The organism is Mesorhizobium sp. P3_A9, assembly GCF_056402975.1.
Genome location: NZ_JBFUGJ010000109.1, coordinates 1 through 20875, shown reverse-complemented (window position 1 = coordinate 20875; position 20875 = coordinate 1). Strand labels below are relative to the sequence as shown.

The window sequence follows — 20875 nt, the reverse complement described above, 5'->3', positions numbered from 1 at the left end:
CTATGGCGGACGGCCGGGAACGCTGGGTTTCTTCCGCCTGGCACGCAGCGTGCTGGCGCATCTGGCGGTCACCGGCTCGATCGCCGTCGGCGACAGTTTCGTCCAGCAGATCGTCGGCCATGGGCTGGCCGCACGGCTTTCAGCCAAGCTTGGCGAGGGCGTCGTCAACGGCATGATGACGGCGCGCATCGGCATCGCGGCGATGGAAACGGCGCGCCCCCTGCCCTTCAGTGCAGCGAAGCGCCCAGGGCTTGGCGATTTCCTCTCGGCACTGACATCGTTTGCCACGAAGAAGGACACCGAGACGCCGGGCTCCGGCAAATAGCGTTTTACTCTTCGAGTCGGTGAACGGATCGCGGTTTCGAGGCCCCGCAGTGACGAAGCATTAACCAATCTTCTTCATGGTCAAACCGGTTCCAAACAGCATCTTTGTTGCCGGGTGTCGTCGATGAAAAGCGTAATTCTGTCCAGCGTCTTGCCCCTGGCCGTCGCGATCACAGCGGTCGTCGGTGTTGCCTCGGGGGCTTCCGCCACAGAGCCGGACAAGCAGTTCTTCCAGTCGGCCGAAGGCAAATGGGTCGGCCCGGGCGAAATCGTCGCCGGCAAGTACAAGGGCACGAAATTCAACTGCAGCTTCACCGGCTCCACGCCGGACGGCAAGATGGGCATGACGCTGGACGGCGGCTGCCGGGTCGGCATGTTCACCCAGCCGATGTCGGCCAAGATCGAGCGCAAGGGCCGTGACTACAAGGGTTCCTTCATGGGCGGCGCTGCCGGTTCCGGCCTCGACATCATCGGCGGCAACGTTGTCGATGCCCGCAAGGTGGTCTTCACCATCAACCGCAACCAGTTGCGCGGCGTCATGCAGGCCCGCATCCCCGACGACAATTCGATGACCGTGACGGTTGCCGTGCGTGTCCAGGACCAGCTGGTACCGGTCATCGGCATGAGCCTGAAGCGCGTCGACGCCGTCGAAGTCGGCTCCATCGCGCCGAACTGAGCGCGTATCGCGCCCTAGCACATTCCCCAAAAACAAAGAGGCGGCAGCCCATCGCCACCGCCTCCCCTAGAAACAAACAGTCGAACCAGGCGTTAGCCCTTGATGGCGGCCGTCACCTCGTCATACGCCTTGCAGGCGTCGGCAAGTGTCGTGGCGCCCTGATACTTGGTTGTCACCGCCTGGACCTTGGCAGTCAGGTCAGCCGCCTTGGACGGATCCTTGGTGATCGCTTCCTGCAGAGCGGCAGCCATGTCCTGCGCCTTCTTGGTTGCGATCTCGGTCGTGCATTCCGGCGCCTTCGAACAGGCAGAACCGGCGAGCACCGCCAGGCCGACGGCAACAAGCAAAAACTTCTTCATGTCAGTCATCTCCTCAAAAGGGCGCGACTTGATCGTCGCTCACCCTCCAATGGCCGTAGCCGAGCGTCCTTAGCCTTCGAATGTGGCAACAAGCAACGCGCACCCGGCGTAAACTTGTGTAACGCGCCTGCAATATTGTCCGGGCCGGATTCGGGCTACTGTGTCAGCGGCGGCAAAGTTTAGTTGCGCGGCTGTAGCAGCGCCAGGACGGCTGTCGATGCGGCAAGGATAGCAGTCACGGTCAAAGGCGCTGTAGGGCCATAGGTGTCCACGGCATAGCCACCGACAACCGCGCCGATGGTGATGGCGACCTGAAAAGAGGCGACCATCAGGCTGCCCGCTGCTTCCAGCGCGTCCGGCGCTGCGCGAGACAAATTTGTCGGCAGCACCACCGGCGCCATGCCGAAGGCGAAGCCCCACAACGTAGCGAAGCCAAAGGCAACGCCAATGTGCACGCCCCAAAGCACCAATGCCAGCGCCGCAAACGCCATCAATGCGGCGGTAACCACAAGAGCCACGTGGATATTGGCGTCGGCCATGCGGCCACCGGCAATATTGCCGATCACTGCGGCGATGCCAAATCCGAGCAACGCCAGGGCAATTGGCCCGGTTGCAAGCAGCGTCACATGTTCGAGAAAGGGGCGCACATAGACCGAGCCGGCAAAATGCCCCGTCATCAACAAAAGAATAGCAAGCATGCCAAGTTGAATGCCACGCCGCCGTGTCAGCCGAAGGACGTCTGCAAGACTATTGCTTGCCGTTGCGGGCAACGACGGCAGGCTAAGCAACTGCAGCAACATGGCGACCACGGCCAGCCCCGCTGTCATGGCCATGGCGCTGCGCCATCCCAGCCAGTCGCTGATCAGCGCACCCATCGACGGTGCGGCAATGGTGGCGAGCGAGACGCCGAGGGTGACGATAGCCATGCCCCGACCTGTCGCATTGGCGCCAACCAGCCTCGCGACGACGGCGACCGAAAGCGCCCAGAAGGCGCTGAGAGCGATTCCCAGCCCGGCCCGGCCTAGCAACAGCAGCCAGAAATTGGGCGCCAGCGCCGCAAGAATATTGGAAGCGACCGCTAGGGCCATGAGGCCAACCAGCACCGTCTTGCGGTTCAATCGGCCGATAAGAACATTGCTCAACATCGCCGTCACGGCGCCGACGGAAGCGGTGGCGGTGACGACCTGTCCGGCCGTTCCCTCGCTGATGCCGAGATCGCGCGCCATTGGTGTCAGCAGACCTGCCGGCAGAAATTCGGCTGAGACCAGGGCAAAGCTGGTGGCCGCCAATGAAATGACCGCGAACCAGGTGGTTGCGCTCCACGCGGTCGGCGCAGCCGCATCAACGTCTATCGCCGCGTCTTCAAGCTGTAATGTTGTGTCAGTCACGGAAAGATCTCCTAAGTTTGGAGATCTTCATAAACCAGTCTCTTCGGATGATATGTATCTAAAAATCCGAAATCCATGTCTATTCGTCCGGGAATTGTGCGACGCACAACGCCTGGCGAGACATTGGTGATGCGCTTGAAGGCGCGAGCGAAGGATGCCTCGGACTCATAGCCCAAGCGGGTAGCTACCTCGGCCACCGACAAGCCGTTTTGCCCCAACAACTCGCGGGCAAGCTGCATGCGCAAACGGGCGAGATAGCGTGCAGCACCCTCTCCCAATACAGCGCTGAAGCGCTCGGCGAAAATCGAGCGCGATTGGCCTGCCAGGCTGGCGAGGCTTTCGAGCGTCCAGTTATGGCCGGGGTCTCTGTGCATGGCTGCCAGAGCGCGGCCAATATGGGGGTCGCGGATGGCAGCGAGCCAGCCGGTGGTCGAAGCTCCCGTACAATTGACCCAGCAGCGAATGAGCCGGGCTGTCAGCAAGTCCGCCATACGCGACAAGATGGTGGCGCTGCCCATCTGCGGTTGCGCGGCCTCCGCGGTCATGGCCGCCAGCAACGGACCAACCACCGGGTCATTGCCAGCCACGTCGCAACCCTTGATGATAGGCGGCATCAGCGTGATCAATGGGTTTAACGCACAGGCGCCCAAGGCCATTGAGCCGCAAAAAAGTGTGCTTGTCGCGCCCGTGCCTTCCCGTACGACTTCGCAGACATTGCTCCCCAACTTGGTTACCCGGCAATCATCGAGCGAGCCGACTGCAACGTCCGGCGCACTGGCCAGCCGATGGGCGATGCCTTGCGGCAGCAGCACCAGATCGCCATCGCGCAACTCCTGCCATCCCTGCGCTTCGGTATGGATCCAGCAAGGACCCTGACCGACAAAGTGAAAACGAAGCAGCGATTGTTGCGGAAACTCTATGCTCCAAGGATGTCGGAGCTCGCAGCGGCCATAATTGACGCCACTCAAGCGAAAGTCTTGCAGGACCTCGCTAAGCGCATCCATCGGAATATGGGGCGGCGGAGACGGTCGGGACGAATGGATAGTCATCCCGCCGATATAGATACCAATCGTCCGGCAGGCAAGCGAAGACGGTTGTTCCACCAGGGGAAACGCTTCAACGGCACCTACCCGTCCTGGCAGGCTCCCCGCCCTTGCCTCCCGCTCCAACTGCATGCAAGGAGTGCTGTCGGACATAGGGACAAGAGGCATGGCAGCGGAAGCGTCGGGCAGCGATCTCATTCAGGTGGTGGCGCTGCTTGCCGCAGGGGTCGTCGCCGTCCCGATCTTCAAGCGCATGGGCCTCGGCTCGATCCTTGGCTATCTCGCCGCCGGCGTGGTGATCGGCCCGTTCGGCATCGGCGTTTTTTCCGAATCGGGGGCCATCCTCCATGTCGCCGAACTCGGCGTCGTCATGTTCCTGTTCATCATCGGACTGGAAATGCAGCCGTCGCGGCTCTGGGGCCTGCGCCGCGAAATCTTCGGGCTCGGCGCGCTGCAAGTCGGCGTCTGCGCGGTCTTGTTGACCGGTGTCGGAATGGCCGGTGGTTTTCCAATCTCGCAATCCTTCGTCGCCGGCGCCGGTTTCGTGCTGACCTCGACGGCGATCGTCATGCAGCTTCTCGAGGAACGCGGCGAGATCGCCTCGCCGAAAGGCCAGCGCATCGTCTCCATCCTGCTGCTGGAAGATCTGGCCATCGTGCCGCTGCTGGCCCTGATCGCGTTCCTGGCGCCCGGTGGCGCCGACACCAGCCTGTCGGAAAGGTTGACAGAGGTCGGCATCGGCCTTGCCGCGATCGTCGGACTGGTGCTGGCCGGTCGCTATCTGCTCAACCCCTTTTTCCGCATCCTGGCCGATGCCCGTGCGCGTGAGGTGATGACGGCCGCGGCACTTCTGGTCGTGCTCGGATCGGCGCTCGCCATGCAGCTCAGCGGCCTGTCGATGGCGATGGGCGCGTTCCTGGCCGGCGTTCTTCTGTCCGAATCGACCTTCCGCCATCAGCTCGAAGCCGACATCGAGCCGTTCCGCGGCATCCTGCTCGGCCTGTTCTTCCTGGCCGTCGGCATGTCGCTCGACCTGCATGTGGTGGCCGCGAACTGGAAGCTGATCGCCATCTATGTCGTCGCCTACATGGTGATGAAGGCATTTGGCATCTACATCGTCGCCCGCATCCTCAAGACCGGCCATCGCGAGGCGCTGGAACGCGCGGTCTTCATGGCGCAAGGCGGCGAATTCGCCTTCGTCCTCTACTCCGCCGCCGCTGCCGTCGGCATCATCGACAGCAACGCCAACGCAACGCTGACGGCGATCGTCATCATCTCCATGGTGCTGACGCCACTGGCGATCATCGCCCTGCGCTATATAATCCCGCGCGACGAGCAATCGCTCGATGGCGTCGATGTCGCCGACGGCCTGACCGGCAGCGTGCTGGTCATCGGCTTCGGCCGCTTCGGCCAGATCGCCAGCCAGCCGCTGCTGCTGCGCGGCATCGACGTCTCGATCATCGACAATGATGTCGAGATGATCCAGGCGGCGGCTGATTTCGGCTTCAAGGTCTATTATGGCGACGGCACGCGACTCGACATCCTGCGCGCCGCGGGCGCTGGCCAGGCGCGCGCCGTGCTGATCTGCGTCGACAAGGCCGATGCCGCCGTTCGCATCGCCGAACTCGTCAAGGCTGAGTTTCCCTTGCTGACCGTGCTGGCGCGCGCCTTCGATCGCGGCACCGCGCTGCAGCTCATCCGCGCCGGCGTCGACTACCAGCTGCGCGAAACCTTCGAATCGGCACTGGTTTTCGGCGGCTCGGCGCTGGAATCGCTTGGCGTTGATCCCGAAGACGTGGCTGAAACGATCGAGGATGTCAGGCGCCGCGACAACGACCGGTTCGAAACCCAGCTCGCCGAAGGTATCCGCGCCGGCCAACGCTTCTTGCGGGGCAATATCGGCACGCCGATTCCGACACCCCTCTCCACGCCGCGCCGCCCTGGTCAGGCCCTCAACGAGGAGACGGCCGGCGTGCTGCACAAATCCGAAACCGCCGATTGAACTAAGGATTCATGAATGGAATTGGACAGCCGGGCTCTGTCGGTCACCAAATTCTGGCGTGACGCCGGCGAGGATGCATGGTTCGAGAAGAACGAGGCTTTCGATGCCGATTTCCGCGACCACTTTCTCGACCTGCACTATGCCGCCGCGCGGCGCGAATGCGACGACTGGTCCGGTCATGCCGAAGGCTCGCTGGCACTAATGATCCTGCTCGACCAGTTTCCGCGCAATTGCTTTCGCGGCACCAGCCATATGTACGCGACCGACCCGCTGGCGAAGCATTTCGCTCAAAAGGCGGTGGCTGCCGGGCATGATCTGGCGCTGGAGCCGGAACTGCGCGTGTTCCTGTATTTGCCGTTTGAACATGCGGAAAACCTTGCCGACCAGGACATCTCGGTCGAACTGCACACCGCCAAGGCCGAGTTCAACCTGAAATACGCGCTGGAGCATCGCGACATCATCCAGCGCTTCGGTCGCTTTCCGCACCGCAACAAAATGCTTGGCCGTGAGACGACACCGCAGGAGCAGGCGTTTCTCAACGAAGGCGGCTTCTCCGGTTGATCGCTACGACGGTCGCGGCGAAGAGCTCAGGTCAGCCACCAATCCCGGCCGGACGTCAGACGTTCGATGCCTGATGTCTCGACCGCAGCCAATCGCTCCGATACGCTTCGCCCGCCGACGGCAAGGTCCGGCGCGATCTCGGCCAGCGGCGCCAGCACGAAGGCGCGCTCCAGCATGCGCGGATGCGGCACTTCCAGCCCGGTCTCATGGATGACGCGGTCACCGAACACCAGTATGTCGATATCGATCAGGCGCGGCCCCCAGCGCTCCTCGCGCACCCGCTTGAGCTTGCGCTCGGCATCGAGGCAGAGGTCGAGCAGCGCCCGCGGCGAGAGCCGGGTCAACAATTCGGCCGCGGCGTTGAGGAAATCCGGCTGGTCGAGCTTGCCCCAGGGCGGCGTACGATAGAGCGAGGAGACTGCAGTGACCCGCGTCTCCGCATCGGCGTCGAGAATGCGTAGCGCAGCCGCCATCGAGGCAGCCGGGTCGCCCAGATTGCCGCCAAGGCTGAGGTAGACGGTGTTATTCGGGCCAGACAACGGTCACCTCGACATAATCGAGCACGCCGGGCACTGGCGCGTTCGGCTTGCGCACGGTGATTTCGGCCCTCTTGATCTGCGGAAACCGCTCCGTCAGCGCCTTTGCTACTTCCATTGCCAGGGCCTCGATCAGGAAGCGCCGCTCGCCGGTGATGATCTTCTCGATCACCGTGAAGGCAATGCCATAATTGACGGTTTCCTCGATGGCGTCGTCGACAAGCGCGCGTCCGGGTTCGACCGACAGCACCGCGTCGACATAGAAACGCTGGCCGAGCGCCTCCTCCTCGTCGAGCACGCCATGCCGGGCAAAGAAGGCGCAGTTCTTCAAGCGGATGACATACATGGCTCAGCGTCCCGGTGCGGCGGTTTCACGCGCCAGCATAGCATCCGCCACGGCCAGCGCGTCCACGTTGATTGCGACATCATGGACGCGAAACAGATGCGCGCCCTTGAGCCTGAGAATGACGCTGGTCGCCGCCGTCCCGGCAGCGCGGTCGACCGCATCGCGGCCGGTGACGGCGCCGATGAAGCGTTTTCGCGAGGTACCGGCCATCAATGGAAAGCCGAGCGCATGAAGCTCGGAAAACCGTGCCATCAGATCGAGATTTTCCTCCGCCGTCTCCTTGGCGAAGCCAAAGCCGGGATCGAGCACGATGCGATCGTCCGCAATGCCGCTCCGACGGGCGATCTCCAACGATTTTTCCAGGAACACCAGCTGGTCGGCGATGACGTCGGGCAGCTTTTGGCGATCCCGACCGGTATGCATGATGACGAGCCCGGCGCCGGTTTCGGCGGCGACCCGCGCAATGTCAGGCTCGCGCTGCAGACCCCAGACATCGTTGACGATATGTGCGCCGGCAGCCACTGCAAGCCGCGCGGTCTCAGTACGATAGGTGTCGACCGAAATCAGCACCTCGTTGGCGCTCGCCAGCGCCTCGATTATCGGCAGGACGCGCGCCTGTTCCTCGCTGGCCGATATGGCGGCGCTGCCCGGCCGGGTCGATTCTCCGCCGACATCGATGATCTGAGCCCCTTCCCCGATCATGCGACGCGCCTGGCTCAGTGCCGCTTCAGGCACATCGAACAGGCCGCCGTCGGAAAAGCTGTCGGGGGTGACGTTGAGGATGCCGACGACCACGGCCTTGCCGCCAAGGTCGAGATGGCGTCCATGCGCCAGCTGCCATCGCCTCGCCGTCATTGCATATCAACCATAGGCTCATCAACGATGTGTGATCCGCAAAGGATCAATTCCGTTGCGCCGGCAACGGCCGTAAAGCAAGGTGGTGGAAGAGGCAATATGATGAAACGATCCCTGCTTTGCGCGCTGCTGCTTGCCGTGACCGCCGTCCCGGCGGGCGCGGCCAATCTGGTGAAAACATACAGCTATTTTTCCATTGGCGGCAGCACGCTCGAAGACATCGAGAAGCAGCTCTCCACACGTGGACCGCAGGTCAAGAGCACGGGCTCGCGCCACCCCGGCGCCACCCAGATGGCCTTCACCACCCGTATCAGCTACGCAAGGCAGGCTGGCTCCTGCCGGATCGCCGACGCCGCCGTGACCGTCAAGGTCAAGGTGATCCTTCCGGAATGGCGGCGCCCGCGCAAGGCAGACCCCGATGTGAAGCTGTTCTGGGATACGCTGGCTGCCGACATCAAGCGCCACGAAGAACGCCATGTCGAGATCGCCAAGAACCATGGCCGCCAGTTGGAAGACGCGCTGAGGGCGACCTATCCGCAGAAGGATTGCGGTGCGGCCAAGGCCAAGGCGGCCGAGATCACCGCCGCCATCCTCGCCAAGCACGACCGCGCCCAGGTGCAGTTCGATCGCGTCGAAAGCGTCAATTTCGAAAGCCGTATCCTGCGGCTCATGCGCTATCGCATCCAGCGCATCGAGAGCGGTCAGTTGCCGCCACCGGCCTGAATTTGGGCGGCGCAACTGATGGCGCCAACGCAGGCCAACCACGCCGAAGCGTAGTGCCAGCTTCGAAAAATTTTCGAGCAGAGGTCGAAATCGGCTTATACGGAACGACATATCACGGGGTTGGCAGGGCACAACCTTCGAAGCACGAGCACCACGACCGATCGCGCGGCGAACACACCAGGCAAGCCCAATCGGTGACCCGCACAGCGCGCAAACACATGGACAAAGACTATGGACCAAGCTGCCGACAAGCAGACCATGGCGGCTGCCGCCACACCACTGACCGAAAGCGAGAAGAACGCCATCATTGGCGGCGTTCTCCTGTCGATGCTGCTGGCCGCACTTGATCAGACCATCGTCGCGCCTGCCATGCCGACCATCGGGCGCTCGCTCGGCCATGCCGAATACCTGCCATGGATCGTCACCGGCTATCTTTTGACCGCAACCGCCGTGGCGCCGCTCTACGGCAAGATTTCCGATGTCTATGGCCGTCGGCCCACCGTCTATGCGGCAATCCTTATCTTTCTCCTGGGATCGCTGGTCAGCGCAATGGCTCCCAACATGTTCGTCCTCGTCCTGGGACGCGCCATCCAAGGTGCCGGTGGCGGTGGCCTTTTCGCGCTGACGCAGACGGTGGTCGGCGACCTTGTTCCGCCGCGAGAGCGGGCGCGCTATGCGGCGTGGTTCTCCGGCACCTGGGCCGTCGCCAGCGTCGCCGGACCGCTGCTGGGCGGCACTTTCGCGGAACATCTGCACTGGTCGCTGATCTTCTGGATCAATATTCCGCTGGGCTTCCTGGCGATGGCAATCATCAACAAGCCACTCAAGAAACTGCCGATCGCCGCCAAGAACCACAGCATCGATGGTCTTGGTGCCTTGCTTCTCATCGTGGCCACGGCACTGCTGCTGCTGGCGCTGAACTGGGGCGGCAGCGCCTACCCCTGGTTATCGCCGGAAGTCATTGGCGTCCTGGCCTGCTCCGCCCTTTTCTGGGGCGCCTTTGCCCTGCGCTTGATGCGAGCCGCCGAACCGCTCATCTCGCTCGAGGTGCTTGGCAATCCGATCGTCCTGGCCGGCACTCTGTCGATGTTCCTGTTCCAGGCCTCCAGCGTCGGCGTTGCCGTCTACCTGCCTGTCTACCTGCAGTCGATCCTTGGCCTGACGGCCAGCCAATCGGGCATTGCGATGCTTGGCCTTCTGCTTGGAACCGTGGGCGGCGCCGCTTCCAGCGGCCGCCTGATACCGCGCTTTACCCACTACAAGCGCATCGCGATGACCGGCGTCATCTTCGCCTCCCTGTCCATGGGCCTGCTGGCCTTTGTCGCCGGACATGCATCGTTGCTTGTCGTCGAAGTGCTGACCATCTGCATTGGATTGGGAACCGGAACGACGTTTCCGGTAACCACCGTCTCCGTGCAGAACGCTGTCGATCGTATGCACCTCGGCGTAGCAACGGGCGTGCTGACCTTCCTGCGTTCGCTGGGCAGTGCCTTGGGAGTCGCGATGCTTGGCGCCGTCGCTCTGGGCTTTGGGCTGCCGCTGGCCGGTGAAGGCGTGCAGATGGCTGGACATGTCGTATCCGTCCAACCCTTCATGATGATCTTTCTCGTCGCGGCCGCCACTTTGGTGCTGGGGTTAATCACCCTGACGCTGATGCCCGAGAAAGAGCTTCGCGGTCATGTCGACAATCCGGCGCCGATCCTGGCGGAGTAAAAAGGGTTAGCCGGAGACGCCGAGCTTCTTCTGCAGGCTTGTCGACGAGGTCGTGTACTGGAACACAATGCGTTCGCCGGGGCTGATGATGCGCTTGGCTGCCTGCGCCATCAGCGCCACTTCATGAAAGCCCGACAGGATCAGCTTCAGCTTGCCCGGATACCAGTTGATGTCGCCGACCGCGAAAATGCCGGGCACCGACGTCTGGAACTTCTCGGTGTCGACCGGGATCAGGTTCTCGTGGAGATTGAGCCCCCATTCCGCGATCGGCCCGAGCTTCATGGTCAGGCCGAAGAATGGCAGCATGCGCGTGCATGGCACTTCGATATCGCCGTCCGGACCACCCTTGATGGTAGCCGATGATAGCTGGCCGTCGGCCCCGGTCAGCCCGGTCACCTGGCCGACCCTGAATTCCAGCTCCTTCATCTCCTGCATGGCGTACATCTTGTTGACGCTGTCGGGCGCGGCGCGGAATTCAGCGCGCCGATGGACCAGCGTCACGCTCTTTGCCACTGGCTGCAGGTTCAGCGTCCAGTCCAGCGCCGAGTCGCCGCCACCGACGATGACAAGGTCGTGGCCGCGAAAATCCTCCATCCGGCGCACCGAATAGAAGACGCTCTTGCCCTCATAGGGTTCGATACCCGGGATCGGCGGCCGCTTCGGCTGGAACGAGCCGCCGCCGGCGGCGATCACCACCACCTTGGCCTCGAACACCTCGTTCTCGTCGGTGGTGACACGAAAGCTGCCATCCTCCAGCTTCTCCAGGCTGGAGACCATGCGGTTGTAGGTGAAGTCAGGCTTGAACGGGTGGATCTGCTCGAGCAGCTTGTCGACCAGTCCTTGCGCCGAGATCGAAGGCCAGCCGGGAATGTCGTAGATCGGCTTCTCCGGATAGAGTTCCGCGCATTGGCCACCGGGCCGGTCGAGGATGTCGATCAGGTGGCACTTCATGTCGAACAAGCCAAGCTCGAACACCGCGAACAGGCCAACCGGCCCTGCCCCGACAATGAGAACGTCCGTCTTGATTGTTTCGGTCATGCGATGTGTCCCCTTGGGAATGGGGCGAGACTGCATGAGCCGTGGCCTGCTGCCAAGCAGCAAGTATCAAAGAAATTGGAACGTGGGCCGAAGGCGCCTTAGCCCTGACGCTCCGGCACCCGCACCACAAGGCCATCGAGCGCGTCGCGCACCTTGATCTGGCAGGACAACCGCGAGTTCGGCTGGACGTCGTAGGCGAAGTCCAGCATGTCCTCTTCCATCGCTTCCGGTTCGCCGACTTCCGCCGTCCAGGCCTCGTCGACATAGATATGGCAGGTGGCGCAGGCGCAGGCGCCGCCGCACTCCGCCTCGATCCCCGGCACGGCGTGGCGGATGGCGTTTTCCATGACCGTCGAGCCGTTTTCGGCGTCCACGTCGAATTGTGTGCCGTCATGGGCGATGAAGGTCAGCTTGGTCATTTGTCACCTGAAGGGAGTTACCGCCGAGATAATCACTCCGGCGGACAAGTCAACTGCCGCGCGAAAGCGCCGCTCGGTGACGTTTTTCCGCAAACCGGGGTCAGCGATTGATGGCGGCGATGAAATCGCGCACTTCGTCGATCAGCTTGCCAAGCCGCTTGAGGGTTTGGCCGTCTTCCGGCCGCTGCTCGATCAAGGTGGCACAATCGGCGATGGCGAAGGCGCCGACGCCGCGGGCAGAGCCCTTCAGCCCATGCGCCAGCAGCAATCGATCCTTGATGTCGGCATCGACTATTTTGTCGCGCACGGACAGCGCCTGCTGTACGAACAGTGCCAGCACTTCCTGCTCAAGGGCGCGGTCGCCCATCGTTTGCCGGGCAAGGTGTGCCAAATCGACCGGTCGGGACTGCCTGGTTCCCGATACGTCGCCCCCGGGCATTGAGAAGGCAATGCCGCTTTCGCCACGCATGAACTCGAACTCCGTTTCTTCGGTCGCCCGGAAAACTAGGCGAATCCAATGGACAACGGGTTAATGAATGGCCGGGAAAAATGTTGCGAAAGCGGCGCCCAAATCACGCTTCCGTTAACCTTATATTTAAAGTTTTACGTATCCCACGGAATGCATGTTTTCTTTACCCCCCTGTGTCATTACGATACGAGGGTCCATTTTCAGCCTCCTGCGCGGGGGTACGACAACGACAAATATAAGCCCGCGGCAGCTAGTACAGGGTAGCGAAGGCATGGCAAAGAAACCAACGACGACGACGAGAACGCTTGACAGCGACGTAGCCAGGGAACTGGAAAAGGCACTCGATCTCGACCTCAGCAGCGATGTCGGCAGCGGCGACCTCGATATCGCGGCTTCGATGGAAGATCTGGAAGCGCAGATATCCCAGGCCGCCGACGAACTGGCCCGCGAGGGACGCAACCAGAAGCCGGCACCCGCCGCCAATCAGGCTCCCGTCGTCAATCAGGCCGCCAAGCCCGCGCCGAAAGCCAAGCCCGCCGAGCTGCGTCCCGTTGAGACACGCAATGGCAATGGCACCCAGCAGACGGGCTTTGCGCCGGCCAATGACGATCGTCAGAAGGACTACAAGACGCTTCTGCACAGCCTCAACAGGCGTGCCTCCAACACGGTCTACTGGATCATTGCCTTTGTCTCGCTCGCCTGGATCGCGGGCGCCGGCGGGCTGGCCAACCTGCTGTTCGGACCGAGCATCTGGCGTATCCGCACACTCGACCAGTTCCTGGCCCGTCCCGAACTGATTGGCCTCGCCATAGCTGCGATCGTGCCGATCATCCTGTTCTGGGCCTTCGCGGCCATGATTCGCCGCGCCCAGGACATGCGCATTGCCGCACAGTCGATGACGGAAGTGGCCTTCCGCCTGACCGAGCCGGAAAACATGGCACAGGATCGCGTCATGATGATCGGCCAGGCCGTTCGCCGCGAAGTGGCGGCCATGGGCGAAGGCATCGAACGCACGCTTGCCCGCGCCGTGGAACTGGAAACGCTGGTCCACAGCGAAGTCAACCAGATCGAGCGCTCCTATTCGGAAAACGAAACCCGCATCCGTTCGCTCGTTGACGGGCTCGGCAGCGAGCGCGAGGCGGTCGTCACCCATGCGGAGCGCGTCCGCGCCTCGATTTCGGGTGCGCATGAGACGCTCCGGGATGAAATCGGCGCGGCCAGCGACATCATCCGCGACTCGATCCTCAACGCATCGACCAAGCTGTCGATGACGATCACCAATTCCGGCGACACGCTGATCGACCGCATCAACGAAAGCTCGATGTCGATCTTCGATTCCGTGGAAGGCCGGCTGGATAACATCACCGACAGGCTTTCGACCTCCGGCGAGGCCTTCGCCAGCCTGCTCGACACGCGCATTGCCAAGCTGACGGATACGACCGACGGCCTGACCCGGTCGCTGACCGATCTGCTCGACGATCGCACCACCGGCATGGTGTCGCTGCTTGGCGGCGCCGCGCGCACGCTCAATTCGGAATTCGAAGCCAGCCTCAACGGCATCGAGCGCACGCTGGCCGAACGCGGCCAGGCGCTGATCAGCGAGTTCCAGACCCGAGCCGAGGCTCTGGACACCGGCACGCAGAAGCTCAACGCCGCGCTCGAGGCCCGCGCCCGCCAGATCAATGAGACGCTGGTCGAGCGCGCCCGCGAAATCGCCCACACCTTCGCCGAGAGCAAGGACACGCTGGCCGCGATGATCGATCAGGGCAAGACCCAGATCGGCGCCGACATGGCCGACATCGTCACTTCGACTTCGAGCATGCTCGAAGCCCGCGCCAGCGACTTTGCCGGCCGCATGGAAGCCGCGCGTCATGTCGTCTCGCGTTCCTTCGACAGCGACATCCAGCGGCTTGCCGACGCCCGCGTCGGCATCGAGGAAGCCGTCGAAAACCACAGCCGCAAACTGTCCGAAAGCCGCGAACGCATGGCCGCCGCCATGCAGGCTGACCTGGCGAAATTCGCCGAGGGCCGCGCCGGCATCGATGCCGCGGTGACCAACCAGGTGCAGAAGCTGGCCGAAGGCCGCACCCTGATCGCGCGCGCCCTCGAAGAGGATCTGCGCAAGGTCAACGAATCGCGCGCCGCCATCGATGCGTCGCTCGGCAGCCACCTCGAAAGGCTCGAAGACGGCCGCAACCGGCTCTCGCTTGCTCTCAATGAAGACTCCGGAAAACTCGTGCAAGCCCGTACGATCATTGATGAAATGGTCGCCGGTCACGTTGGGAAGCTCGCCGAAGGCCGCAACATCCTGTCGCGCGCCCTGGAAGCAGACCTCGGCAAACTGTCCGACAGCCGCGCCAGCATCGACGGCCTGGTCGCCGGCCAGGTCGAGAAGATCGCCGAGGGCCGTGCGGTGCTCGCCAAGGCCTTGGAAAACGATATTGCCGGCATCAAGAGCCTGATTGAGGCGCATTCGACAAAGCTGGTGGAAGACCGCGGCCATCTCGGCCGTTCGCTCGAGAACGACCTCTCGGGCATAAGGGGCCTGCTCGACGATCATTCGGGACGGCTTGCCAATGACCGCAGCCTGCTGTCGCAGACGCTCGAAGCCGATCTTGCCAAGCTGGCCGAAAGCCGCTCGAGCATCGACGGCCTCGTCGCCGGCCAGGTCGAGAAGCTGGCCGAGGGCCGCGACATTCTCAAGCGCGCGCTGGAATCGGACCTCAACACCATCAAGGGCGTCATATCGAGCCAGTCGGAAAGGCTGGCGGAGGATCGCGGACAGCTTTCGCGGGTCCTGGAAGCCGACCTGCAGAATGTGAACAGCGTCATCGCCGACCACATGAACAGGCTGGTTCAGGACCGTTCGACTTTGTCGAAGGCTCTCGAGGACGACCTCGCCAAGCTTGCCGACAGCCGTTCCAGCATCGACGGTCTGGTCGCCGGCCAGGTCGAGAAACTGTCGGAAGGCCGCGACATTCTCAAGCGCGCCCTGGAAGCCGACCTCCACACGATCAAGAACACCGTTGCCGACCAGTCGCAGAGACTGGTCGACGACCGCGCCCAGTTCGCTCGGGCGCTGGAAGCCGATCTCGACAGCGTCAACAGCCTCGTCAACAGCCATGGCGAAAAGTTGGTGCAGGACCGGTCGACGCTGTCCAAGGCGTTGGAAGATGATCTGGCAAAATTGGCTGAGAGCCGGTCCAGCATTGACGGGCTGGTTTCGGGCCAGGTCGAGAAGCTCGCCGAAGGCCGAGATATCCTCAAGCGGGCTTTGGAAACCGACCTCAACACAATCAGAGGTGCAGTTACCGACCAGTCGCAGAAGCTTGTCGATGACCGCGCGCAGTTCGCGCGAGCTTTGGAAGCCGACCTTGAGAGCGTCAGCGGCCTAGTCAACAGCCATGCAGAAAGGCTCGTCCAGGATCGTTCTACTCTGTCGAGAGCCCTCGAGGACGATATTGCCAAGCTGGCCGAAAGCCGTTCCAGCATCGACGGCCTGGTTGCCGGCCAGGTCGAGAAGCTGGCCGAAGGCCGCGACGTTCTCAAACGCGCCCTCGAAGCCGATCTGGCCAAGCTGGCCGAAAGCCGCTCCAGCATCGACGGTCTGGTCGCCGGCCAGGTCGAGAAGCTCGCCGAAGGCCGCGACATTCTCAAGCGCGCGCTGGAATCGGACCTCAACGCCATCAGGGGTGTCATATCCAGCCAGTCGGAAAAGCTGGTGGAAGATCGCGGGCAGCTTTCGCGGGTCCTGGAGGCCGACCTGCAGAAGCTGACCGAAAGCCGCGGTGAGATCGACGGTATCATCGCCGGCCATGTCGGCAAGCTGGCCGAAGGCCGCAACATGCTCACCCGCGCGCTGGAAGACGATCTCGGCAGGCTGTCCGAGACCCGCAAGGATGTCGACCGCTCGCTGTCCGGCCACATCGACCAGATCGCGGCCAGGAGCACCGATATCTCGGCCGCGATCGCCGCCGATGTGGACAAGATCGAGCAGGCATTCAGCCGTCAGACCGGCATCATCGAGGAACGCGCCGGAACCATGGAGCGTGCGCTCTCGACCGGCGTCGACAATGTTCGCAGCGTGCTTGAGAAGAGCGCGGTATTCGTTGCCGGCGCCTTGCGCGAAAAAGTCCTGGAGGTCACCAGCACGCTGCATGAGCAGGCTGGTGCCGCCTTCAGCGACGCCGATCGCAAGATCGCCGAGCGTGCCGAACAGACGTCCGCCGCCCTTCTGGCGCGGGCCGAAGACATCGCCCGCACCTTCGAGGAGGCCGATCGTCGCCTCCACGCCCGTGCGGAAGATACGTCGAACGCCTTGCTTGCCCGCGCCGACGACACCTCCAGCTCGCTGCTGGCCCGTGCCCATGAAGCCGCCGACCAGCTGGCCGCCCGTGCCGGCGAAATCGCCGGTACCTTCGACGTGGCGGACCACCTCCCGGGCTCAGGACACTGCGGATCATCTGGCCGCCCGTGCAAACGAGATTGCCGGGGCCTTTGATGCGGCCGACCAGAAACTGGTTGCCCGCGCCGTCGAGACGGCACAGTCGCTGGCCGCCCGCGCCGGCGACATCCTGCGCAACTTCGAAAGCGCTGACCAGCGGCTCGGCGTGCGTATCGGCGAATCGGCCGAGGCGCTGGCCGCCCGCGCGTCGGATCTTGGCCGCATCTTCGACGCCGCCGACCAGCAACTGGTTTCACGCATCGCGGAAGGCTCGGACGCGCTGTCCAACCGTGCTTCGGAAATCGGCCGCATCTTCGACGATGCCGACCAGCGCCTGGTCTCGCGCATCGCCGACAGCACGTCGACGATCGGCGAGCATGCGCAGACCATCGTCGGTGCTTTCGCCAGCACCGAGCAGAGGGTTGCCGACCGTGCGCGCCAGACCGGCCAGGAGATGGCCGTGCATGCCCGCGAAATCGAGCAGGCGCTTGCCGGCGCCGACGAGCGTCTTGCATCGAGCGCGGCGGCAGCGGCCGCCCGTGTCGAGGAGCAGATCGCCGGCGTCGAGAACCGGCTCGCCTACACCACGGAGGCAATGGGCCAGAGGCTCAACGAGCAGGTGTCGACAGCCGAGGCGCAGCTCGTTTCGCGTGCCAATGTGATCGCCGAGACCTTCACCGCGGTTGGCCAGCATATCGGCCAGAGCACCAACGATGCCGCCAAGACGATCGGCGCCAACACCCGCGAACTCAACACCATGCTCGCGGCGCGGTCCGCCGAAATGTCCAAAATCCTCGACGAGACCGCGCGGCCTTTGGTCGAGCGCTTCGCTCAGGGTGGCTCGGAACTGCAGAAGAGCATGGAGGAGGTCACCGAACGCGCCACCGAGAAGCTGCGCAGCGAGAATGCTGCCCTGGTCAATGCGCTCGCCAGCCGCACCGCCGAGACCTTGTCGGCGGTCGAAGGCGCCCGCTCGTCGCTGTCCGACAGCGTTGCCGATCTCATCGGCCGCATGACCAAGTCCAGCTCGCAGCTCGGTCAGCTGATCGAGCAGGCCGCGGTCAACCTCGGCCAGGTCGACGAACGTCTGAGCGGCAGCACGCAGAGCTTCGCGGCGACCACCGAAAAGGCGGCGCAGACCTTCGCCAGCTCGGCGCGTCTGGTCGATTCGAACACGACAAGGCTGACGGAACTGTCATCGTCGACCTTGCGCGAAGTGGCCTCGATCGCCACCAAGTTCGATGAGCACAGCCGCCTGCTCGCCAGCGCCTCGGACCTGTTGAGCTCAGCCCAGAGCAACCTCGAGCACACGCTGGAAAGGCAGTCGTCGCTCGAAGACCTCGCCGTCGGCCTGGTCAAGAAGTCGGAAGATCTCGAAAGGGTCATGCGCTCGTTCGAAAACCTCGTCGGCCAGACGCTGCAGAACGCAGAAGGCAAGACGATGGAGTCGGCCGACAAGATCCGCAACGCCATCACCGACGTCGTTGATTCGGCGACCAAGCGCTTCGCCGATGCCACCGATGAGATGCGGCGCACCGCGAGCTCGATCAAGAGCGAACTCGACCTCACCCGCGCCGAGCTCAAGAAAGGCGTCATCGAGATGCCGGAAGAGGCAAAGGAATCGACCTCTGCTATCCGCCGCGCGGTTTCCGAGCAGATCAACGCCCTGAAGGAGCTTTCGGACATCGTTGCGAAGTCTGGCCGTGGCGGCGGCGACAGCGCGGAGCCACGCAATCTGCGCCCGGCACCGCAGGCGCCGGCGGCTCGTCCTGCCGAGCCGCCGCGTCGTGCGCCGGCGCCGCAGCAGCCGGAGCTTCGCACACCTCAGGCGCCGCTGGGCGGCACCGCGTTGCGCGGTACGCTCGATCTCGAGCGTCCGGCCGAAGCTGCTGCACCGCGCCAGCGTCCCGACGCCAACGCCCGCACGCCGCAAGGCGGCTGGGTGCGTGACCTCTTGACCGCGGCGTCGAACGATGCGGAGCTCAGGCCGGCGGCACCACCCTCGGCGCCTGCTGAGGCACCGCGCGCGGCCCCTGCCCAGCGCTCGCCGCTGCATGTCGTGGAATCGCTGAACTCGCTCTCCGTCGACATCGCACGGGCCATCGACCACGATGCTTCGATTGAGTTGTGGAACCGCTATCGGCGCGGCGAGCGGGACGTGTTCACGCGCCGGCTCTACACGCTGAAGGGCCAGCAGACGTTCGACGAAATCCGCCGCAAGTATCAAGGCGAGGCCGAGTTCCGCGCCGCCGTCGACCGTTACTGCGACGACTTCGAGAAGCTGCTCAAGGATGTCTCTCGCAACGACCGCGACAACATCATGGCGCAGACCTACCTGACGTCGGACACCGGCAAGGTCTACACCATGCTGGCTCACGCCAGTGGCCGACTGCACTAAGCTTCAGTGGCCAGGCGGCCACCGAGATTCGCTTGCGGAAACCTCTGCATTTCCGCAAGCGGGGTGCCGAAAATGCCGATTTCCCTGTCGGCTTTGACCACATCTAGAGAGTGCCATCACCTTCTTCAGGCGAGCCTACGCGGTGAAAGTCACATTCAAGGGAAACACTCAGCCATACGAGACCTTCGAAGAATTCGCCCCAGTCCTTGGTCACTTCGACCTGGAGCGGCAGTTTGAATTATGGATCTCGGCCCCAGGTGGCCAGTCTCTCTCTATGCTGAGGAATGGCGACAACGCCTGGCTGATGTATTTGCGCTTCGATGGAGACAGCGGTTCGGTGACACAAGGGACCCAACTTAAGGATGGGACCTGCGTTTACACGCTGGCGAATGGTCAGGTTGACGAATATCCGCTGTCGTGGTGCATCCCGATCAAGCAGTGCTACGAGGCGATAGCATACTTCTTCCTCAACAACGGTGGCCAATACCAGTCGGTGGCATGGCAGGACACGTGACGAACGCGACCCCGCGATCCGCTAGATAGAAGGGTACCGACCGTGAAGACGGCGATCATATTCGACTGCGAGTTTCTCTGCCTTGAGGGCTCGCAACGCCGATTTTGGTGCGCGGCCGACGATCCCGACCCGATCATCGCGCAGATTGGCGCGGTCAGGCTTGGGCTTGAAGACGACTTTCCGCTGCTCGGCACACACAAGGCCTATGTCAGGCCGATCGACCGATTTGGCGGGAGATACGCACTCGATCCGTTCTTCACCAAGCTGACCGGCATCACCGAGGACAACATCGAGACCGAGGGCGTCGCGCTGGGAGATGCCCTTGCCGACGTCGACCGTTTTTCCGGCGGGGCGCGATTCTGGTCCTGGGGCAAGGACGAACTGAACATGATCGCCATCAGTTGCTATGTCGCAGGCATTCAGCCTTCCATCCCGGCCACCCGGTTTGACAATGCCGTAAAGCTGCTGATCGCGGCTGGGATGCCGATCGAGGATTTGGCGAGGACGCCGAGCAACAAGCTTGCGGACTATTATGGCGTCGAACACCCGCCTTTGCAGGGACATGACGCACTCGACGACGCACTGTCCGTAACTTACACCTTGCAGCACCTGCTGAAGGCCGGAAAGCTGCGGCCTGATGCCTTCGGCTGCCTGTAGCTTGAAAGAGTCGGGCGCGATTCCAGTGCGCCTGAAGCTCAGATCACCGAATCGGTCCAGCGAACGATCTGCTTGGCGGCATCCCCAAACGCGCTGTCGAGCGCGCTGACATAGGCAGGGTTGCCGCTGCCCGAAACAGGCGCGGATGCCGTAAAGCTCTTGGACGCCCGCACCTCGCCGTTGCGATCGTTGAGGATGCGCACGAACAGGTCGACCTCGGCGTGTTCGCCGCCTTCGACGCGCACCTCGAAGGACCGGATCTCGACGATCACCTGGTAATCGATCGCCAGGCCCTCGCCCGGCTTGCCGACACCGGCAAAGCTGCCCGAGCGCTGGAAGGTCTCGGCCAGCCGCGCCTGCACGATCAGCGGCAGACGGTCGGCCCATTGCGCGCCCTTCAGATACTGGAT

18 protein-coding genes and 1 pseudogene are annotated in these 20875 nt (G+C 63.2%); 9 read left to right on the top strand and 10 right to left on the bottom strand.

Annotation, left to right across the window (positions count from 1 at the left end; all coding sequences use genetic code 11):
• A partial coding sequence (locus AC1DX0_RS16810; RefSeq protein ID WP_477356130.1) for a DUF697 domain-containing protein occupies positions 1-325 on the top strand: 325 nt, incomplete at its 5' end.
• Positions 326-448: 123 nt separating this feature from the next.
• Complete coding sequence (locus tag AC1DX0_RS16805) at positions 449-1000, top strand: hypothetical protein (RefSeq protein WP_172228651.1); 552 nt, start codon at positions 449-451, stop codon at positions 998-1000.
• 92 nt (positions 1001-1092) lie between these two features.
• Here AC1DX0_RS16805 and AC1DX0_RS16800 read toward each other — a convergent pair whose 3' ends face one another.
• From AC1DX0_RS16800 to AC1DX0_RS16790, 3 genes are all read right to left on the bottom strand, one after another.
• Complete coding sequence (locus AC1DX0_RS16800; protein WP_477220364.1) at positions 1093-1359, bottom strand: hypothetical protein; 267 nt, start codon at positions 1357-1359, stop codon at positions 1093-1095.
• 179 nt (positions 1360-1538) lie between these two features.
• Complete coding sequence (locus AC1DX0_RS16795; protein WP_477220363.1) at positions 1539-2747, bottom strand: MFS transporter; 1209 nt, start codon at positions 2745-2747, stop codon at positions 1539-1541.
• An 11-nt stretch (positions 2748-2758) separates the two neighbouring features.
• Positions 2759-3796 (bottom strand): AraC family transcriptional regulator, encoded by a 1038-nt coding sequence (locus AC1DX0_RS16790; protein ID WP_477220693.1) that lies wholly within the window; start codon positions 3794-3796, stop codon positions 2759-2761.
• Between the two features lie 160 nt (positions 3797-3956).
• Between AC1DX0_RS16790 and AC1DX0_RS16785 the strand changes: the two genes are divergently transcribed.
• Together AC1DX0_RS16785 and AC1DX0_RS16780 are read left to right on the top strand one after the other, a co-directional pair.
• Complete coding sequence (locus tag AC1DX0_RS16785) at positions 3957-5792, top strand: monovalent cation:proton antiporter-2 (CPA2) family protein (protein ID WP_477220362.1); 1836 nt, start codon at positions 3957-3959, stop codon at positions 5790-5792.
• Positions 5793-5807: 15 nt separating this feature from the next.
• Positions 5808-6353: a DUF924 family protein gene (locus tag AC1DX0_RS16780; RefSeq protein ID WP_477220361.1), complete on the top strand. Its 546-nt coding sequence runs from the start codon at positions 5808-5810 to the stop codon at positions 6351-6353.
• A gap of 26 nt (positions 6354-6379) precedes the next feature.
• Here the strand turns inward: AC1DX0_RS16780 and folK are convergent, their stop codons facing one another.
• Genes folK through folP form a run of 3 tightly spaced genes read right to left on the bottom strand, consistent with a single transcriptional unit; the run spans position 6380 to position 8090 of the window.
• Entirely contained in the window at positions 6380-6892 is a 513-nt protein-coding gene (folK, locus tag AC1DX0_RS16775; RefSeq protein ID WP_477220360.1) for a 2-amino-4-hydroxy-6-hydroxymethyldihydropteridine diphosphokinase, read from the bottom strand.
• Positions 6876-7235: a dihydroneopterin aldolase gene (gene folB / locus AC1DX0_RS16770; RefSeq protein WP_027044656.1), complete on the bottom strand. Its 360-nt coding sequence runs from the start codon at positions 7233-7235 to the stop codon at positions 6876-6878. The genes folK and folB overlap by 17 nt, the downstream gene beginning before the upstream one ends.
• 3 nt (positions 7236-7238) lie before the next feature.
• Positions 7239-8090, bottom strand: coding sequence for a dihydropteroate synthase (folP, locus tag AC1DX0_RS16765; protein ID WP_477220359.1), 852 nt, complete (start codon positions 8088-8090; stop codon positions 7239-7241).
• A gap of 99 nt (positions 8091-8189) precedes the next feature.
• Between folP and AC1DX0_RS16760 the strand changes: the two genes are divergently transcribed.
• Positions 8190-8813 (top strand): DUF922 domain-containing Zn-dependent protease, encoded by a 624-nt coding sequence (locus AC1DX0_RS16760; RefSeq protein WP_477220358.1) that lies wholly within the window; start codon positions 8190-8192, stop codon positions 8811-8813.
• A gap of 231 nt (positions 8814-9044) precedes the next feature.
• Positions 9045-10526 carry an MDR family MFS transporter gene (locus AC1DX0_RS16755; RefSeq protein ID WP_477220357.1) on the top strand — a complete coding sequence of 494 codons (1482 nt, stop codon included), beginning with the start codon at positions 9045-9047 and terminating at the stop codon, positions 10524-10526.
• A 6-nt stretch (positions 10527-10532) separates the two neighbouring features.
• Here AC1DX0_RS16755 and AC1DX0_RS16750 read toward each other — a convergent pair whose 3' ends face one another.
• From AC1DX0_RS16750 to AC1DX0_RS16740, 3 genes are all read right to left on the bottom strand, one after another.
• Positions 10533-11564 (bottom strand): NAD(P)/FAD-dependent oxidoreductase, encoded by a 1032-nt coding sequence (locus tag AC1DX0_RS16750; RefSeq protein WP_477220356.1) that lies wholly within the window; start codon positions 11562-11564, stop codon positions 10533-10535.
• Positions 11565-11662: 98 nt separating this feature from the next.
• The gene (locus tag AC1DX0_RS16745; protein ID WP_477220355.1) at positions 11663-11983 is read right to left on the bottom strand and encodes a 2Fe-2S iron-sulfur cluster-binding protein; all 321 of its coding nucleotides are present in this window, start codon (positions 11981-11983) and stop codon (positions 11663-11665) included.
• A gap of 100 nt (positions 11984-12083) precedes the next feature.
• A complete protein-coding gene (locus AC1DX0_RS16740; RefSeq protein WP_477220354.1) occupies positions 12084-12452 on the bottom strand; it encodes an Hpt domain-containing protein in 369 nt (122 codons plus the stop codon).
• Positions 12453-12723: 271 nt separating this feature from the next.
• Here AC1DX0_RS16740 and AC1DX0_RS16735 point away from each other — a divergent pair.
• From AC1DX0_RS16735 to AC1DX0_RS16725, 3 genes and pseudogenes are all read left to right on the top strand, one after another.
• Positions 12724-19294: pseudogene (locus tag AC1DX0_RS16735) on the top strand (kinesin).
• Between the two features lie 142 nt (positions 19295-19436).
• Positions 19437-19808, top strand: coding sequence for a hypothetical protein (locus AC1DX0_RS16730; protein WP_477220352.1), 372 nt, complete (start codon positions 19437-19439; stop codon positions 19806-19808).
• A gap of 42 nt (positions 19809-19850) precedes the next feature.
• Positions 19851-20465: a 3'-5' exonuclease gene (locus AC1DX0_RS16725; protein ID WP_477220351.1), complete on the top strand. Its 615-nt coding sequence runs from the start codon at positions 19851-19853 to the stop codon at positions 20463-20465.
• 38 nt (positions 20466-20503) lie between these two features.
• Here the strand turns inward: AC1DX0_RS16725 and AC1DX0_RS16720 are convergent.
• Positions 20504-20875 (bottom strand): ABC-type transport auxiliary lipoprotein family protein (locus AC1DX0_RS16720; protein WP_477356127.1); only part of this gene is annotated, 372 nt, incomplete at its 5' end.

Bases quoted from the DNA above. Each gene is read 5' to 3' on its own strand.
- AC1DX0_RS16805 (WP_172228651.1), top strand. From the start codon at position 449: ATGAAAAGCGTAATTCTGTCCAGCGTCTTGCCCCTGGCCGTCGCGATC.
- AC1DX0_RS16800 (WP_477220364.1), bottom strand. From the start codon at position 1,359: ATGAAGAAGTTTTTGCTTGTTGCCGTCGGCCTGGCGGTGCTCGCCGGT.
- AC1DX0_RS16790 (WP_477220693.1), bottom strand. From the start codon at position 3,796: ATGACTATCCATTCGTCCCGACCGTCTCCGCCGCCCCATATTCCGATG.
- AC1DX0_RS16785 (WP_477220362.1), top strand. From the start codon at position 3,957: ATGGCAGCGGAAGCGTCGGGCAGCGATCTCATTCAGGTGGTGGCGCTG.
- AC1DX0_RS16780 (WP_477220361.1), top strand. From the start codon at position 5,808: ATGGAATTGGACAGCCGGGCTCTGTCGGTCACCAAATTCTGGCGTGAC.
- folB (WP_027044656.1), bottom strand. From the start codon at position 7,235: ATGTATGTCATCCGCTTGAAGAACTGCGCCTTCTTTGCCCGGCATGGC.
- folP (WP_477220359.1), bottom strand. From the start codon at position 8,090: ATGACGGCGAGGCGATGGCAGCTGGCGCATGGACGCCATCTCGACCTT.
- AC1DX0_RS16760 (WP_477220358.1), top strand. From the start codon at position 8,190: ATGATGAAACGATCCCTGCTTTGCGCGCTGCTGCTTGCCGTGACCGCC.
- AC1DX0_RS16755 (WP_477220357.1), top strand. From the start codon at position 9,045: ATGGACCAAGCTGCCGACAAGCAGACCATGGCGGCTGCCGCCACACCA.
- AC1DX0_RS16750 (WP_477220356.1), bottom strand. From the start codon at position 11,564: ATGACCGAAACAATCAAGACGGACGTTCTCATTGTCGGGGCAGGGCCG.
- AC1DX0_RS16745 (WP_477220355.1), bottom strand. From the start codon at position 11,983: ATGACCAAGCTGACCTTCATCGCCCATGACGGCACACAATTCGACGTG.
- AC1DX0_RS16740 (WP_477220354.1), bottom strand. From the start codon at position 12,452: ATGCGTGGCGAAAGCGGCATTGCCTTCTCAATGCCCGGGGGCGACGTA.